We start from the raw sequence: 16,685 nt of genomic DNA, 5'->3' as shown, positions 1-16,685 counted from the left end.
TGCCCTACTCGGCCCTCATGTTTCACACTGCCGCGGGAACAGTCGGAAGCACTATGACCGTGACGGTGAACGCGTCGGGGTTCACGCCCGCGATTGGCCTCTACCAGGGTGCGTTTTTAGAGAACAGCCCGATTGCAAATTGCTATGACTCGGTAGTCGGATCGAGTGTCAGCCAACCGTTCGGAACCACCGCAGCTCCCGCCTATGACACATATTGGTACGTCGTCGTCTCCTCGGCGACTGCTGGCCAAACTGGCACGTACTCACTAACCTTCGACTCCTCGACTACCGGGGTTACCTTCGTCGGCGACCAAACTCCTGGCGGCCAATCCGACACCACGCCTCCGACTCTTAGTCTGCCGGCGAATATGACGGTTCCGGCGACGTCCGTGTCGGGTGCCGTGGTGTCGTTTAATGCGACCGCGAACGATGCCGTTGATGGTGTCGTGGTGCCGACTTGTTCGCCCGCGTCGGGGTCGACGTTTCCAGTCGGGACAACGACGGTGTCGTGTACGGCGACGGACGCGGCGAGCAATACGCAGACCGGGAGTTTCTTGGTGACGGTCGCCGATACGACGGCTCCGATTCTTAGTTTGCCGGCGAATATCAGCGTGCCGGCGACGTCCGTGTCGGGTGCCGTGGTGTCGTTTAATGCGACCGCGAACGATGCCGTTGATGGTGTCGTGGTGCCGAGTTGTTCGCCCGCGTCGGGGTCGACGTTCCCGATCGGTACCACGCCGGTGTCGTGCACGGCGACGGATGCGGCCGGGAATTTCGCGTCCGGTACCTTCGCGGTGACCGTGACGATGGTCGATACGACCCCGCCGGTGTTGCAGTTGCCTGCTGATGTCGTCGTTGAGGCGACGGGCGCCGATGGTGCTCCGGTCACCTTTACCGCCACCGCGACTGATGATGTGGATCCCAATCCGGTGGTGGCCTGCGCGCCGACTTCAGGGTCGACGTTCGCTCTGGGGACGACGACGGTGTCATGTACGGCGAGGGATGCGGCAGGAAATTCGGCGAACGATAGTTTCTCGGTGACCGTGGTCGATTCAACGCCGCCGAGTCTTGCTCTACCGGCGGATATAAGTATGTCAGCGACGTCCGCGTCGGGTGCTGTGGTGACTTTTAATGCCACCGCCACCGACCTAGTGAGTGGTGACGTGCCGGTCACTTGTTCGCCCGCGTCGGGGTCGACATTACCGATCGGTACCACGCCGGTGTCGTGCACGGCGACGGATGCCGCCGGGAATGTCGGGACCGGTACGTTTTCGGTGACGGTGACCGATTCGACGGCGCCGGTGTTGCAGCTTCCGATTGACATGACTGTGGCGGCGATGGGCGCCGATGGTGCTCCGGTTACCTTTACCGCCACCGCGACTGATGATGTGGATCCGAGTCCGGTGGTGGATTGCGCGCCGCCGTCAGGGTCGGTCTTCGCGGTCGGGACGACAGTGGTGTCCTGTACGGCGACTGACACCGCCGGGAATACCGGGACCGGTACGTTTTCGGTGACGGTGGCTGATATGACGGCGCCGATGCTGAGCTTGCCGAGTGACATGACGGTAATGGCGACTGATGCGAACGGCGCTGGGGTCACGTTCGGTGCCACGGCGAATGATGCCGTTGATGGTGTCGTGGTGCCGAGTTGCGCGCCGCCGTCGGGATCGGCCTTCCCAATCGGAACGACGACGGTGTCGTGCACGGCGACCGACAATGCTGGGAATGCGGCGACCGGTGCTTTCTCGGTGACGGTGACCGATTCGACGGCGCCGGTGTTGCAGCTTCCGATTGACATGACTGCGGCGGCGACGGGCGCCGATGGTGCTCCGGTCACCTTTACCGCCACCGCGACTGATGATGTGGATCCGAGTCCGGTGGTGGATTGCGCGCCGCCGTCAGGGTCGGTCTTCGCGGTCGGGACGACAGTGGTGTCCTGTACGGCGACCGACAATGCTGGGAATGTGGCGACCGGTGCTTTCTTGGTGACGGTGGCTGATATGACGGCGCCGGTCCTGCAGTTGCCGACTGACATGGTCGCTGAGGCGACGGGCGCTGATGGTGCGCCGGTCACGTTTGCTGTCACGGCGACTGATGATGTGGATCCCAATCCGGTGGTGGTCTGTACGCCGACTTCAGGGTCGACGTTCGCTCTGGGGACGACGACAGTGTCGTGTACAGCGACGGATGCGGCCGGGAATACCGGGACCGGTACGTTTTCGGTGACGGTGACCGATTCGACGGCGCCGGTCCTGCAGTTGCCGACTGACATGGTCGCTGAGGCGACGGGCGCTGATGGTGCGCCGGTCACGTTTGCTGTCACGGCGACTGATGATGTGGATCCGAGTCCGGTGGTGGTCTGTACGCCGACTTCAGGGTCGACGTTCGCTCTGGGGACGACGACGGTGTCGTGTATAGCGACGGATGCGGCCGGGAATACCGCGACCGGTACGTTCTCGGTGACGGTGGCAGATTCGACGGCTCCGGCGTTGCACCTTCCGAATGACATCACCGTGACGGCGAGCGACGCCAATGGTGCCGTGGTCACGTTTGATGCCACGGCCACTGACCTCGTGAGCGGTGACGTACCTGTGAGCTGCATGCCGCCGTCCGGCTCGGTGTTCGCGATCGGGACCACAACGGTGACCTGTACAGCCTCGGACCGCACGGCGACCGTGGGAGTTATGAGTGCGCGGGCCGCAGTGCAGAGCGACCCAGGAAATCTCGCTACCGGTACCTTCACGGTTACCGTCCAAGCGCAACCGGTAGCACCGCCCACCAATGGAACACCGCCAGGAGCGACCGACTCGTCTGCAACGAATCCGACGCCCTCGGGAGCGACCGCCTCGACAACGGCGCGCGCTCTGGCCAGTACCGGGTCACCGCTTAGTAGCCTTGGGATCGCCGCGATCGCCGCAATCCTGCTTGGGGGAGTGCTGCTGGTCACGGGCACTCGCCGCGGGCCACGACGCGACTGGTAAACGTGGCAACTGGCAGCGCGGTGGTTCCTGCCTTTCGAGATTTGAAAGGGCTTACGGCATGGGATCATCGGTCGCGATGTGCAGCATCGTTCGTCCCCGATACCCGACACGCGGGCACTCGCCAGGTCTGGGCGAGTGGTCAGGATGTCGGCGAGCAGTCCGCAGTCCGCAGTGCGGATCGCGACAATCGCCTGCTTGGCGGCTGGATCTGGCGACTCGACAGCGATCTGCATGATTACCGGGGTGCGCCTAATCGGCGGCGCGCTTGAGCGCCCGGCGCAGGAAATCGATGGTGCGGGTGTTCCCGCCGGACGTCGCCGACTGAGCGACGGTGTGACCGTCGATAACCGTGCCCGGCCAGTTCGAGCTCGATAGCGCCTCGTACGAGGCTCGCAGTGATCGGGGTGGTGGTCCAGTCATGAGCGGATCACGACAGCCAGCCCTCGGCCTGCTGCGCGGATCACTCGGAATAGCGCTCAGCGAGAGTGGCGAAAGCGGCCTTGGGTTCCCAGGGCATGTCAGGGTAGGTGACTCCGTGACCCTCTTCGAGGACCTTCACGATGCCGAGGCTGGCCAGATCCAAGTCATCTCGCGGATCACCGTTCGGTCGGTGCGGCAGATTGTATAGAGCGAAAAGGAACACGAAGGCGCTGTCCACACCTTCGGAGTCGAAGATCTCGAGCAGATCGGTCAGGTACGAAGCCTGGCCGGTCTCATCACGGATCAACTCCTCTTTCAGCCGTACAGGGACACCGGCGTTGTCGTACTCGATGACCTCCATGCTGCGCGGGGCGACGTCACTAGCGCCGCTCCAGGTTGCGGTGCCGAAGCCGGTGATCGCGACCGGCTTCCCTTGCGCGACCAGCTTGCGTACGCCTTCTCGGAACTGGTCGGCGACCTCGGCGGATCGGATTAGTTCGACCGTGACGAAGTCGAATAGCTCCCAATCCACATGCTCGAACGGTATGGCGGCGTAGGTAACCATGCCCCGAAAGCGCTCGCGAATCGCGGGCACTGCCTCGCCGAGGAAGTCGTTGAGCCGTTTGCTGAGTGCGGCAATTCGTTCGGGTAGTCCGTCAGGGTCGGCAAGTAGCACGCCTAGTCGCGCTTCGACGTCATCACCGGCGACGAACCCCCTGTTCATGATCGTCAGTTCGACACCAGCCACGAACACGACGTCGGCCCCCTCGGCGCGTAGCCGCTCGGCCCGCTCCGCGCAATCGACGAACAGCTCCAGGCTCTCGCTGGCGGTCTGCTCCAAAGGGTACGGCGAGAACCAGACCTCCAACCCGAGCTCGGCGGCGTACCGCGCGGCCAGCTCCAGTCGGTCGGCGTCGCCGCCGGTGACGTGGACGGCATTGCAATGTAGATCGTCGCGGATGATGGTCAGTTCCCGCTTGACGATCTCGGGGTCGAACCACGGCCGTGAGTTGGTGCCCGAACGCAGAAATCCGGTGTCGTACGTCATGCCCTTGGCTCGCATGGGTAGTCCTTACGTATTGAGAGTGGAAGTTCGCGTCGACAGTATCTGAGAAAGTGCGTGCGCGCAAAATTGCGCACACGCAATAATAATGCGACACTGAACTCGTGACGACACGTCGAACCGGCCTGCGCGAACAGAAGAAGCACGCCACAAGAGAAGCTCTGTCTGCGGCCGCGCTCCAACTGGCCCTGGAGCGGGGGCTCGACAGTCTGCGCGTCAATGACATCGCCGAGGCTGCCGGCGTGGCGCCGAGAACCTACAACAACTACTTCTCGAGCCGAGAGCAGGCGATTATCGCCGCCATCACCGCGGACAGGGAGTCGCGAGTGGCGGCGGCCGTGATCGCTCGCCCTGTGGACGTCAGCCTCTCCGCTGCTGTCGTCGACGCCGTCGTGGGCCAGTACGTTGAGCCAGATAAACACGCTCGCGATGTATTGCTGCTGATCACGACCAATCCGACGCTGCGTGCGTCGTACATCGACGCCGCCGCGATGATCGAGAGCCCGCTCGCTGATGTCCTTGTGGAGCGCTGCGCCCTTATCGACCCGCTGACAGCACGCGTGCTCGCGGCCAGCGTGGGCGCCGCCGTCCGGGTCGCGCTTGACGCGTGGGTGCAGCCCTCGTCGAGCAGTGGGATCGTCGTCCCATCTGGTTCGTTGCCTGATCTGCTACGAACTGCGCTCGCACCTCTGCTCCCCGCGATGGATGCTGCCGAAAGACGCCACCGCGATTGACGAACTGCGTTCAGGAAGTTCGACGAGATTCAGGGTCGTGTCGCCCGGGTCAAGCGGTGGGGCGTAGGGCCGGCACCTGAGGCATGACCTCGTTGACGAACAACTCGAGCCCGCTCATCAGCTCGTCGCGGGTCATGCCCGGCCAGTTCATCCGGAGGGTGAGTTGTGCTGGTTGTACGTCGTCAATGAGCGTCTGAAGCTGGCGGGCGCACGTCGCGGGATCACCGATGATGAAGCGTCCTTTGCGCAGCTCCTCGAATTCCTTGTCGAAACTCTGGCTCTCGGGCAGCACGGTGTCCTGCCCCCACTGTTGGTAGGCGGCGTACTTGACGGCCAGGGACCGGCGTACGACGTCGAGCGCCGCCTCCTCGGTACTGGCGACATAGAGTTCGTGCCCGACGATCATGGGCAGTCCCTCGTTGCCGTACGTCGTACAGGCCCGGCGGAAGATGTCGACCTGTTGCCGGAAGTAGTCGCCATCGACATGCGCAGCCGCTGCGGCCCAGGGGATCCCCATTTTCGCGGTTCGTTCGATCGCCGTCTTCGAATGCGCGGCCATCGAGAGCGGTGGGTGCGGACGCTGGACCGGGCGCAGCGCGATCGGTACGTCGTCGAGTCGCGCGTGGTCCAAGTCTGCGGTGACCCGGTCGGAGGTCCACAACTGCCGCATAAGGTCGATGTTGTCGAGATAGCGTTTGAGCCGCCCCTTCTTGCCGAGCCCGAAGGCGGCGAACTCGAGGTCGCGGTAACCGAGTCCGACGCCCACCGACAGGCGCCCATTCGACATGATATCGACGGTCGCGAGTTGCTCGGCGAGGTCGACCGGATGAGCCAGCGCCGACAGACTGATTCCGGTAGCGATGCGCATGTCGCCGGTCTCGGGGACCAGCCGTGCCAGGATGGCCAGCGGATGCAAGTACTGGAACGGATAGGCCAGGTAGTGCTGCGTGGCGATCACTCCGTCGAAGCCGTGGTCGCGGGCGAAACGCGTCTGTTCTAGCTGCTCGGAGAACCGCGCGACCGGATCGTCTTGCACCGGATACTGCGCCGAGATCATGAGATTGAGCATGACCTCACGACCTAAAAGTGACGTCTCAATCGGAATTTCTGTCGCCATGTATATCTCCGTCTCGACTTGACCTGAAGCCCGATTGTCAAATCATTCGTTGTTGACTACCTACACTTTCACTAACTAGTGTCTCTCAGCAACACCGACCGATCGGCGATGAGACGCCGCCGCGGTGGAATTGTGAATGAGGCAGACCGTATGACCGTGTCCTACTCAGCCGATGTAATCATCGTTGGTCTAGGTGCCGCCGGCTCGTGTGCGGCGATCGCGGCGCATGATGCCGGTGCGTCCGTGATCGTGATCGAGAAGCAGCCGCATGATGCGCACCTACCCAACACGCGCAGGAGCCAGGGTGGTTTCCACAGCCCAGATCCCGACGGGGATCGCGAAGCGCTTATGGAGTATGCGACCGCGATGTTCAGTGGCCGCAACCTGCCCAACCAGCTTGAGGGTGAGCAGGAGGAGTTCGTCGACGAGCTCGCGCGGATCTGGGCAGACAATGCGCCGCAGAACGCCGAGTTTATGCGCGGGCTCGACTCTTCCTTCCAGACTCCGATCAGAGTGGGTGCGGCCTTTCCCGACTTTCCGGGTGCCGCCGAGTCCAAGTACGGTGTCGCGGTTTCCACATATACCGGACAAGCAGACGAGACCGCGCTTCGCGGGCGTACGTCGGATACTCCGAAGGAGCTCAAGGAATCGGGCGAGGCGTTCTATGCGTGCCTGATGATGGGGATCGAATCACGTTCGATACCGGTCCACTTCGCCACCGCGGCGGCGGACCTGATTATCGATGCGACCGGCGAAATCACTGGTGTGCGGGCAAAGCACGACGATGGCGACCGCGAGTTCCACGCGAACCGGGCGGTCATCATCGCGTCGGGCGGTTTTGAGTACAACCCGAAGATGCGCAAGGCGTTTCTCCCGGGCCCCGGCATCGACGGCTGGGCGTTCTATGGATCCGAGGCCAATACCGGTGACGGCATCCAGATGGCGCTGCGTGCCGGTGCCGCACTCTCCGCCGTGGGAATGGTCGCGGGCAGGGTCATCTGCGCGATCCCGGAACGACGCAACGGCCTGCGAATCGGCCTGAACACCTCTGGTGTAGGCAAACCCAACGAGATCGTGGTCGACAACGGCGGGCGGCGCTACGCATCCGAACGGACCATTACCAAGGACCCGAGTCGCTACTTCTTCTACAAAGACGCGTTGCACTTCGACACGCAAAAGTTGGAGTACCCACGAATACCGTCGTGGATGATCTTTGACGCCACGATGATGGACCGCGGCCCCGTGATCAGCCTGCCGACTCTTGCCTATCACGGCCTGGAATGGGGCGAGGACAACCGCAAAGCCCTCGAGCAAGGCTGGATCTTGACGGCACCGACGCTGGAACTATTGGGCGAGGAGATCAACCGTCATTCCGACAGTCGCAAGTCGATGGATGCCAAGACGCTCGCCGCGACAGTGGACAGCTGGAACGATTCGTGCGCTCGCGGGTACGACGCCGACTTCGAGCGGGATCCGGCCACCATGGGTCCGGTCATCACACCGCCGTTCTACGCCATACCGCTCTACCCGGGCGGACCAAACACCAAAGGCGGGATACGCGCCGACGCGAGGCGCCGCGTACTGGACTGGAACGACGAGCCCATCCCGCGTCTGTATGCGGCAGGCGAGATCTGCTCGGTGTTTCAGTTCGCCTATCAGGGCGGCGGAAATCTCGCCGAAGGGATCGTCTTCGGTCGGGTCGCCGGCGCACACGCTGCGGCTGAGACGCCGCACGTGAACGGCAGGTAGCGGAGCGGTCGGCGTACACCTGCGGCCCAGATGACGTCATGCGTTTCGGTTGTCGCCACGACCGAAACGCATGACGTTGTACGAGTGGTTTAGCTGCTCTCGGGGAACAATGCGACGTACCGCGAAAGGTACAGCGGCCATCCCGCGTCGCCCGCCACGCCATCGCGCACAGATTCCCACCCGGGACCGTGCCTGTCGATGTGGCGATGCTCGAGCTCGACCCGCGTGCGTTGTGGAGACTCTGAGATGAACCGGACCTCTACCTCGCTCGTATTGTCCGGGTTGGTCTCGACGCGCCACTGTGGATCGATGTCCCAGCTGAACACGACCCGGTGCGGTGGTTCGAAGGCGAGGACACGTGCCCATCGGCATTCGCTGCCATCGGCGGCGCGGTCGTAGATGTGCCCACCGACATGATTTTCAAACACGGTCTCGGTGATAGGGGACTGGAGCAAGTTGTGCTCGGGTGGTTTGAAGTCGCCGAATCGCTCCGTGAACACGGCGAATGCGCGCTCGATCGGCGCCTCGATGAGGACCTGCTTGAGTACTACTTCATCGGCAGTAGTGGTCATGGTTTCTCCTTGGTTGGTTCGTCCGCGATGTCCGAATATCCGGACAGCGCCCGGTTCCAGAACGTGTCCAGCTGATCACGCAAAGCGGCGACGCCGGCGGGGTTGAGCCGGTAGATGCGGCGAGTGCCGGCGGCCTGTTCGGTGACCAGTCCCGCGTCCTTGAGGACCTTCAGGTGCTGTGACACCGCGGGCCGGGTCACCGGCAGCTCGTCCGCAATCTCGCCGACCGCACGAGGCCGGGTAGCCAGGCATTCGACGATGGCACGCCTGGTCCGGTCGCCGAGGATGGACCATTCATCGCTTGCTTCGTAAGTGGGCACGAACGGTAAGTTACCACTAACGGAATGGTTTGCCAAGGGCGGATCGAGGGCCATTTGCGTGCAGGTGGACCGTTCTGTCCCGCGAGTCGGCCGGTCGTCGGCGGTATCGGCGCGTGGCGCCGGAGACCAGTCCGGCACCGGTACTTTTGCGTGGATTCGTTGTATTGGTTGTAGGTTCAGGAGAGACGCAGTCGGTGACAGGGAGAGACATGGCGGAACGGGTTGGGCACACACGGGTCGCGCAAGAGCGAGACTTTCCCCTTATACAAGAGATTGAGGCAGCGACAGCTCGGATGATCCCGGACTTGCCGGACGGTTTGGGTACGCCGGACCGCGACGGAACGCTGCTGGTGGTTGGTGAGCCTGCAGTCGGGTTTGCACACATAAGTGAGGTCGACGGCAGGTTCAACCTTGAGCGGATCGTCGTTCGACCAGACCAGACACGCCAGGGGCGCGGCACGGAATTGGTGTACGCCGCCGTCCAGCTGGTCGCGACTCGCGGTGGTGACGCGCTGAGTCTTGCCGCGTTTACCGACGTACCCGGCAACGAACCGTTCTTCCGGGCCCTCGGCTTCGCACCCGTCGAACAGCCCGCCGGCCGGGAGCCGGTCACGATGTCAGAGAACCCGACACCTGCTGATAAGCGGATCGTCATGATGAGGCCGATTGCGCCCGGCGTCGTGCCGCGGCCGGCGGTGAGCGTGATCCCCGTCCGCGATGGTGATGCGGGGCTTGAGGTCTTCGTGCAGCACCGCGTGCAGACCATGGACTTTGCCCCTGGGGTGGTCGTTTTTCCTGGCGGGCGTGTCGACCCGGTTGACGCCGAGCACGCGGCGCAGGTTCCCGATGAGCAGCTCGATGAGCTGGTCGACGTTTGGCGCGACTCGGCGTACGTTCGGCAGGCCGAGGATCCTCGGTTCGCCGTACGCGTCATCCTTGCGACCGGAATTCGCGAGGTAGCCGAGGAAACCGGCGTCCAGCTGAGGCCGGACGAATTGATTCCGTGGGATGACTGGACGACCCCGCCTGGCGTCCCGAAGCGGTTCCAAGTGCATTTCATGGTGGCGCACCTGCCGTCCGACGATGAGCGGTCGCCCCAGAACACCACCACAGAGGCATTTAAGTCCGAATGGCTGCCGGTGAGCGAGGTGCTGCGACGAGGCGCTACGGCCGAACTAAAGGTGATGACCCCGACTCGGGTGATCTTGGAAGAGTTAGAGCAGTTCGGCGACGTGGCTACCGTGCTGGCGGCGTGTCCGGAGATTACGCCGGTGCTCTTCGACCACCTTCTCACTCGGCCGCGGCCGCGGCGCAATCTCATGGAAGCGACCGAATAAGGTCATCCGTTCGCGACGCGCTGACCGTTGTGGAGGGTCAGGGATACGTCTCGTAGACCGCCTGCTCGAAGTCGTCCAGCGCGCTGACATATTCGGGGGTATAGAACGGCAGCAACTGCGAGTAGAACGACGCCGTGATGCCACTGTCGCGATCGATCCAGTAATGCGTGTTGATCAGGCCCCACCAACAACCACTCCAGGCGCGACGATGCCCGGGCTTGGTCGCTGTGTTGAGCAGGAGCCCGTAGCCCCACTTGTGTCCGTCACCGAAGTCGAACGGTGCCGACGCCGCCAGGTTGTAGCTGGGGATCGTGCCGGGCACCGACAGGTCGCCGATCTGATTGGAGAATGCTTGCTCGACTACGGTTTCCGGGAGGATCCGAGCGCCGTCCAGTTCGCCGCCGCGCAGAAGCATGCGCTGAAACTTGGCGTAGTCCGCAGGGGTGGACCACAGGCCGCCGCCGCCACTGATGAACTCCGCGTCCGGGTTTGTCGTCAGCGGAGCCGCAACCCACTTCCCACCGGCCAGGGTGTGTGTTGGTACGGCGCGCGCCATATCGAGCTCTTCCGGTGAGAAGCCCGTGTCGTCCATGCCGAGCGGACCAGTGACGCGGTCGCGGACCACCTGGTCGAGAGGTTTGCCGCACACGGCCTCCAGTACGAGGCCGAGCCAGTCCGTACTGAGCGAGTACTCCCACCGGGTGCCAGGATCTGACGTCAACGGCGTGGCGAAGACCGCGCGTTTGCGTTCTAGGATGCTTGGCGTGCCGGTGATCTGAGCCCACCGGAACAAGTCACCGTCCCACACGTCGTACCCGAGCCCCGAGGTGTGGGTGATCAGTTGATGCACCGTCGCCTGCGTGGCCGGCGCGCGCAGTCGCGGGGTGTCCCCATCGAAGCCCTCCAGGACCTTCAGGTCGGCGAACTCCGGACAGTACGACGCGACTGGCGCAGCGAGGTTGAGCAGTCCTTCCTCGACCGCGTGCAGGGCCGCGACGGTCGTGACGATCTTGGTCATCGACGCCATCCGCAGAAGCGAGTTGCTATCGACCCGATCGTCGGATCCGGGACTACGCACCCCCGCGGAGCCGTCGTACAAGACTCCATCGCGGTCCGCGACTATCCCGATAGCCATCGGGACGGCACCTGAACTCACCGCGCGTTGCAGGGATTGTGCAATCACATCAGTCATAAGTTAAGTCTGTACCACCCGCGGCGTACGTTCGGCAATCGTCCTGTCGAAGCCGGCGCCGGACGTCGCTTCGGTCCCTCGTGACTGCGACCTCCTGCTTGTCACGCGTCTTTAGCCGGTACAACGGGGAGACAAGGAACCAAATATGGGTGGTCAGCATCCCGCGAGAATTCTCGGTAACACAAAAGCGGGCGGGCACAGTGTGTGCCCGCCCGCTTTGTTGAGTGCTGTTAGCTGTCGACGCGTTCGATGATGATCGCCGGAGCCATGCCGCCTGCGGCGCACATGGTGACCAGGCCGTAGCGGCCGCCGGTGCGCTCGAGCTCGTCCAAGACGGTACCGATCAGCATCGAGCCGGTCGCCCCGATCGGGTGGCCGAGCGCGATGGCGCCGCCGTTGACGTTGATCTTCGCGCGGTCGATGTCCATGTCGCGGATGAACTTCTCGGTCACGACCGCGAAGGCCTCGTTGACCTCCCACAGATCGATGTCGTCCTTGGTCAAGCCGGCCCGCTCAAGGACCTTCTTCGCAGCCGGGACCGGAGCGTTGAGCATCAGCGTCGGATCGTCACCCATGTTGACGGTGGCGACGACGCGGGCGCGCGGCTTCAGGCCGTGCTTGTCGGCGTACTCCTTCGAGGCGACCAGGACCGCGGCCGCACCATCGACAACGCCCGAGGAGTTACCGGCATGGTGCACCGGCTCGATCTTCAGGTCCGGGAACTTGCGGTTGATCTGATTGCGGAAGGTGTGACCCTCCTCGTCGTACGGCGCGTCGGCAAGCGCGGTGAACGCCGGCTTGAGGTTTGCCAGGGACTCGGCGGTCGTGCCCGGGCGCGGGTACTCGTCCTTGTCCAGCGCGAGCGAGCCGTCCTCGTTGTAGACCGGGATGATCGACTTGTCGAATCGTCCTTCGTCCTGAGCGATCTTGGCGCGCTTCTGGCTCTCCAGGCCCAGTGCATCCAGCGCCTCGCGGGAGATGCCTTCCATCGCCGCGATCGCGTCGCCGCAGATGCCCTGATGCGACTGGGGGTGGATCTCGTCCAGGTGCTCGTTGTGCGAACCCATCAGGGCCGGCGGCAGACCAGCTTCACGCTTCTGTGCCGCCATGGTGCCGGTCAGGCTCATCATCTCGGTGCCACCGGCGATGACCAGGTCTTCCATGCCACTCATGACCTGAGCCGTCGCAAACGCGACCGACGAAATGCCGCCGCCGCAGAAGCGGTCCAGCGACACACCACTGACGGTCTGGTCGAAGCCGGCGTCGAGGGCAGCCATCCGGCCCATGTCGCCGCCCTGCTTGCCTTCCTGCGTCGAGGTCGACCAGATGACGTCCTGCACGTCCTTGGTGTCGAGGTTGTTGCGTTCCTTGATTGCCTTCAGGACGGTCGCGGCCAGGTGCTGCGGGTGCAGATGCGCGAGCGACCCCTTCCCGACCTTGCCGATACCGCGAGGCGTGCGCGCCGCGTCGATGATGTAAGCGTCTGCCATGGTGATGCTCCCTGCCTAAATGAGAACCTGGACATCCTCAGCGAGGCGGCACCGTGGCCGATCGTGAAGAGTCATCTGAAGAAAACACGACGATTGTGTCGATGCTCCATTATGTTACGTCGCATTAGCCTAGCGCCCGCCGCCAGTGCCCGGCTATCGGACATTTGTGCAGAATGTGATAGCAAGACAACGTCGGTTTCAACCGGAAGGACGCTTATGCCTGCAACGCCCCCATTCCGTCTCGATGACAAAATCGCCGTAATTACCGGTGGTAGTCGCGGACTTGGCCGGGAGATGGCCTTCGCCTTCGCCGAACAAGGCGCGACCGTCGTCGTGGCCAGTCGCAAGGAAGACAGCTGCATCGAGACCGCGAAGGAGATCACCGCTGCAACCGGCGCGACCGCCCTCGGGATCGGATGTCACGTTGGTAAGTGGGCCGACTGCGACCGACTCGCCTCGACCGTGCTTGAGCGGTTCGGCAAGATCGACGTACTCGTCAACAACGCCGGCATGTCGCCGCTCTACGACAAGCTCACCGACGTATCGGAGGAACTGTTCAACAAGGTCCTCGACGTAAATCTGAAAGGTCCATTCCGGCTGTCTGCACTCGTCGGTGAACAGATGGTGTCTGCCGGTGGTGGCGTGATCATCAACGTCTCGAGCACCGGATCAGTTGCTCCCCGCGGCGACATAATTCCTTACGCCATGGCCAAATCGGGTCTCAACGCGATGACTCTCGGCCTGGCCCGCGGCTTCTCGCCGACGGTCCGAGTCAACGGCATCATGCCGGGACCGTTCCTGACCGATATCTCCGAGGCATGGGACATGGAGGCCTTCGAGCGGCGGGCACAAAACGACATCCCATTGCAGCGCGGGGGACAGCCGGGCGAGATCGTCGGCGCCGCGCTCTATCTCGCCAGTGACGCGTCGTCGTACACGACCGGCACGATTATCAAGGTCGACGGCGGTTCGGCGTACGGCGCACACTAGCGCTGTGGACGGGGTCTGGTTCAGTGGTGGTTCGCGGATCGATCGTCTCGGTGCGGGCGCAGCACCGCGTAAATGGCGCCACTGACGATGCTGATGATGATGGAACCCCACAACGCCGGCCAGAACCCGTCGACGTGGAAGCCGAGGCCGAGTTTGCCGGCGACCCAGGAGCTGAGTAGCAGCATCAGCGCGTTGATGACAAGCAGGAACAGGCCGAGGGTCAGCACCACGATGCAGCCGGACAGGACGGTGACAATCGGGCGTACGACGGCGTTGACAATGCCGATGATGACCGCGACGCAGACAAGGGTCAGGATCTTGCGCTGATCGGTGCCTCCGCCGAGCGTGATGCCGCTGACCAACCATGCAGCGAGTGCCGTCGCCAGGGCGGTGGCGATGATTCGGGCAAGGATCCGCATTTGGTCATGCTATGCGTGGACGCGGATAACCGCACGCGGCCGCCGGGTGCGCGAAGCGCGCAACCCGGGCGACCGAACGACGGTTACTTGATACCCCAGTCCGCGCAGACCTCGTCCGTGCTCGATCCGGGTGTGGTCGGGGCCTTAGGTACGTCGGTCGCGCTCCGCGAGAAGCGTGGAGCGACACCGGACTGCACCACGCCGTCGATCTCGATGAGCGCGCCACGCTCACGCAGATGCGTGTTGGCCGCGGCCTCATCGAAGTCCAGCACGGGCGTTACGCAGGCATCGGTGCCGCCGAAGACCTGTTCCCAGTCGGCGCGGGTGCGGGACGCGAAAATCTCGGCAAACTGCTTATTGACGTCGGCCCAGGTGCTTTGGTCCATCTGCGTCGGCAGGTCTTTCGGGTCTAGCTCGAGACCGGTCAGCAGGGCCGCGTAGAACTGCGGCTCGATCGCGCCCACAGCGACGTACTTGCCGTCGGAGCAAGGGTACGTGCGGTAAAACGGTGCGGCACCATCGAGGATGTTGGCCTGCCGGCGGTTCTGCCAGACCCCGCCGTTGAGCAGCGACCAGATGGGCTGGCCGAGGGAACTGACGCCGTCGACAATCGCGGCGTCGACCACCTGGCCGCGTCCGGACTGGCCGCGTTCGTGCAGTGCCGCGAGTACGCCGAGCACGAGATAGAGCGAGCCGCCGCCGAAGTCGCCGACCAGGTTGAGCGGTGGTGACGGTGGGGCATTGGTCGTCCCCATCGCGTGCAGCATGCCGGTCAGCCCGATGTAGTTGATGTCGTGTCCGACCGCCGAGGACAGCGGACCGGCTTGACCCCAGCCGGTCATCCGCGCGAACACGAGCCCGGGGTTGGACTCGGTGAACTCGTCCGGTCCGATTCCGAGGCGTTCGGCCACGCCGGGGCGAAATCCGTCGATGACGACGTCGGCCTTAGTGATTAACGCGCGAACGAGGGCCACGCCTTCGTCGGTCTTCATGTCGGCGGCAACCGAGCGGCGTCCGCGCTGTGACCAGTCGGTTTTCGCGCCGTTGCGCAGACTCAGCCCGCCCGCGGGTCGCTCCACCCGTACGGCGTCGGCGCCGAGATCGGACAGCAACATTGCCGCATGGGGTCCGGGCCCGATGCCGCCCAGTTCGACGACCTTCAGACCGGTGAGTGGTCCAGCCATGGAGTGCTCCTTCGTTAGTGATGCGTAGGGTTTTTCGCTATGTCGCACATTAGCCGGAACGGCCCGCCACGGCTTGCTTCGGCCAGGAATCGATGCCTCGACCGGCGTCTTTCCTACTTGGTGCGGGGTCTCGCCAGGCTCGTGACGCGCTCCGGTCCACAACTTATCTGCAACTGAAGTGTTGCGCTATCGAAGTTGTAGTGCAACACTGATGTTGCACTTAACGCATAAGGGAAAGGTACAGGACATGGACAACATGGACCGCATCGAGCGGGAGATTGCAATCGACGCATCGGCGTCTCGAGTATGGGGCCTGATCAGCCAGCCCGGTTGGTACATCAACAACGGTGAGATCACCGAACAGCGGATCGAGCAACGCGGAGACCTGCAGGTAGTGCACCACGCCGAATACGGCGAATTCGCGTTTCGCACGGTCGAGTTAGATGAGCCGAAGTATGCGGCATTCCGCTGGCTCATCGACAAGGACGACACGGACAGCACGTCGACTCTGGTCGAGTTCTGGATCGAGGAAACCGCGCCCGACGCGGTGCTTCTACGAGTCGCCGAGAGTGGTTTCGAGTCGCTGTCCGAGAGTGCCGAGCAACGCCGCGCGCGGTTCGATGACCATGCCGACGGCTGGACCAAAGAGATTGCTTTGGCTGCAAAGCATCTTGCCCAGGTCGGTGCCGATGCCGACCGGTGAGCCAGCCGCCGGCCAGGTGGCCGTGTTTGCGGCGCTCGCCGACGACACTCGATGGGGAATCCTTACCCGTCTCGGCCGGGCGCCGGCCTCGGCGTCCGCGCTTGCCGCGGAGCTTCCGGTCAGTCGTCAGGCGATTGCGCGACACCTCGGCGTACTCGAGGAAGTCGGACTCGTGTCCGCAGAGCGACGCGGACGAGAGCTGCAGTACGTCGCCCTCGGGGCGCGCCTGGTCACTGTCGCGGCCGACCTCGAGCGCATCGCTTCCGGCTGGGACCGTCGGTTGTCACGCATCAAGGCGGTAGCCGAGGGGCGATCGTAGATCTGGTGCTTCGGGAAAGGAAGGTGGCGCTTCGGGCGGATAATGCCCTACCCGAAGCGTCGGGTTCCTGTCCGAGGTGCCATTCCCGTGCTCGG

16 protein-coding genes and 1 pseudogene are annotated in these 16,685 nt (G+C 63.6%); 8 read left to right on the top strand and 9 right to left on the bottom strand.

The features are described from left to right. Positions 1 to 17 precede the first annotated feature (17 nt). Together CLV47_RS22770 and CLV47_RS22480 are read left to right on the top strand one after the other, a co-directional pair. Positions 18 to 2,408: pseudogene (locus CLV47_RS22770) on the top strand (HYR domain-containing protein); the annotation flags it as partial. 105 nt (positions 2,409 to 2,513) lie between these two features. Next, entirely contained in the window at positions 2,514 to 2,981 is a 468-nt protein-coding gene (locus CLV47_RS22480; RefSeq protein ID WP_238145303.1) for an HYR domain-containing protein, read from the top strand. 249 nt (positions 2,982 to 3,230) lie between these two features. On the opposite strand, the gene CLV47_RS22020 is transcribed toward CLV47_RS22480, so the two are convergent. Beyond that, the gene (locus tag CLV47_RS22020; protein WP_170111015.1) at positions 3,231 to 3,401 is read right to left on the bottom strand and encodes a hypothetical protein; all 171 of its coding nucleotides are present in this window, start codon (positions 3,399 to 3,401) and stop codon (positions 3,231 to 3,233) included. A 40-nt stretch (positions 3,402 to 3,441) separates the two neighbouring features. After that, on the bottom strand, positions 3,442 to 4,464 hold the full coding sequence (locus tag CLV47_RS09530) for a hypothetical protein (RefSeq protein ID WP_106348795.1): 1,023 nt from the start codon (positions 4,462 to 4,464) through the stop codon (positions 3,442 to 3,444). 104 nt (positions 4,465 to 4,568) lie between these two features. Between CLV47_RS09530 and CLV47_RS09525 the strand changes: the two genes are divergently transcribed. Then, positions 4,569 to 5,198, top strand: a complete 630-nt coding sequence (locus CLV47_RS09525) for a TetR/AcrR family transcriptional regulator (protein WP_106348794.1) — start codon at positions 4,569 to 4,571, stop codon at positions 5,196 to 5,198. Between the two features lie 49 nt (positions 5,199 to 5,247). Here the strand turns inward: CLV47_RS09525 and CLV47_RS09520 are convergent, their stop codons facing one another. Beyond that, entirely contained in the window at positions 5,248 to 6,315 is a 1,068-nt protein-coding gene (locus CLV47_RS09520) for an LLM class flavin-dependent oxidoreductase (protein WP_106348793.1), read from the bottom strand. A gap of 156 nt (positions 6,316 to 6,471) precedes the next feature. On the opposite strand from CLV47_RS09520, the gene CLV47_RS09515 reads away from it, so the two are divergent. Then, a complete protein-coding gene (locus CLV47_RS09515) occupies positions 6,472 to 8,064 on the top strand; it encodes an FAD-dependent oxidoreductase (RefSeq protein WP_170111014.1) in 1,593 nt (530 codons plus the stop codon). A gap of 89 nt (positions 8,065 to 8,153) precedes the next feature. Here CLV47_RS09515 and CLV47_RS09510 read toward each other — a convergent pair whose 3' ends face one another. Together CLV47_RS09510 and CLV47_RS09505 are read right to left on the bottom strand one after the other, a co-directional pair. Further along, complete coding sequence (locus CLV47_RS09510) at positions 8,154 to 8,636, bottom strand: SRPBCC family protein (RefSeq protein ID WP_106348791.1); 483 nt, start codon at positions 8,634 to 8,636, stop codon at positions 8,154 to 8,156. Then, a complete protein-coding gene (locus CLV47_RS09505; protein ID WP_238145302.1) occupies positions 8,633 to 8,956 on the bottom strand; it encodes an ArsR/SmtB family transcription factor in 324 nt (107 codons plus the stop codon). Before CLV47_RS09505 ends, CLV47_RS09510 begins: the two co-directional genes overlap by 4 nt. A gap of 209 nt (positions 8,957 to 9,165) precedes the next feature. On the opposite strand from CLV47_RS09505, the gene CLV47_RS09500 reads away from it, so the two are divergent. Further along, the gene (locus CLV47_RS09500) at positions 9,166 to 10,293 is read left to right on the top strand and encodes a GNAT family N-acetyltransferase (protein ID WP_106348790.1); all 1,128 of its coding nucleotides are present in this window, start codon (positions 9,166 to 9,168) and stop codon (positions 10,291 to 10,293) included. A gap of 37 nt (positions 10,294 to 10,330) precedes the next feature. On the opposite strand, the gene CLV47_RS09495 is transcribed toward CLV47_RS09500, so the two are convergent. Both CLV47_RS09495 and CLV47_RS09490 read right to left on the bottom strand, forming a co-directional pair. Next, the gene (locus CLV47_RS09495) at positions 10,331 to 11,485 is read right to left on the bottom strand and encodes a serine hydrolase domain-containing protein (protein ID WP_106348789.1); all 1,155 of its coding nucleotides are present in this window, start codon (positions 11,483 to 11,485) and stop codon (positions 10,331 to 10,333) included. A gap of 230 nt (positions 11,486 to 11,715) precedes the next feature. After that, positions 11,716 to 12,975, bottom strand: a complete 1,260-nt coding sequence (locus tag CLV47_RS09490; protein WP_106348788.1) for an acetyl-CoA C-acetyltransferase — start codon at positions 12,973 to 12,975, stop codon at positions 11,716 to 11,718. 216 nt (positions 12,976 to 13,191) lie between these two features. On the opposite strand from CLV47_RS09490, the gene CLV47_RS09485 reads away from it, so the two are divergent. After that, positions 13,192 to 13,965: an SDR family NAD(P)-dependent oxidoreductase gene (locus CLV47_RS09485; RefSeq protein WP_106348787.1), complete on the top strand. Its 774-nt coding sequence runs from the start codon at positions 13,192 to 13,194 to the stop codon at positions 13,963 to 13,965. 20 nt (positions 13,966 to 13,985) lie between these two features. Here CLV47_RS09485 and CLV47_RS09480 read toward each other — a convergent pair whose 3' ends face one another. Further along, positions 13,986 to 14,384 (bottom strand): phage holin family protein, encoded by a 399-nt coding sequence (locus tag CLV47_RS09480; protein ID WP_106348786.1) that lies wholly within the window; start codon positions 14,382 to 14,384, stop codon positions 13,986 to 13,988. 83 nt (positions 14,385 to 14,467) lie between these two features. After that, positions 14,468 to 15,568 (bottom strand): CaiB/BaiF CoA transferase family protein, encoded by a 1,101-nt coding sequence (locus CLV47_RS09475; protein WP_106348785.1) that lies wholly within the window; start codon positions 15,566 to 15,568, stop codon positions 14,468 to 14,470. A gap of 247 nt (positions 15,569 to 15,815) precedes the next feature. Here CLV47_RS09475 and CLV47_RS09470 point away from each other — a divergent pair, with 247 nt between their 5' ends. Both CLV47_RS09470 and CLV47_RS09465 read left to right on the top strand, forming a co-directional pair. Further along, on the top strand, positions 15,816 to 16,271 hold the full coding sequence (locus CLV47_RS09470; protein ID WP_177557517.1) for an SRPBCC family protein: 456 nt from the start codon (positions 15,816 to 15,818) through the stop codon (positions 16,269 to 16,271). Beyond that, positions 16,258 to 16,590, top strand: coding sequence for an ArsR/SmtB family transcription factor (locus CLV47_RS09465; protein ID WP_106348843.1), 333 nt, complete (start codon positions 16,258 to 16,260; stop codon positions 16,588 to 16,590). The genes CLV47_RS09470 and CLV47_RS09465 overlap by 14 nt, the downstream gene beginning before the upstream one ends. The last annotated feature ends 95 nt before the right edge of the window (positions 16,591 to 16,685 follow it).

It is taken from the genome of Antricoccus suffuscus, from assembly GCF_003003235.1.
Lineage (GTDB): Bacteria > Actinomycetota > Actinomycetes > Mycobacteriales > Antricoccaceae > Antricoccus > Antricoccus suffuscus.
The sequence above is the reverse complement of the archived record's forward strand: the minus strand, read 5'-3'. Positions and strand labels throughout refer to the sequence as shown.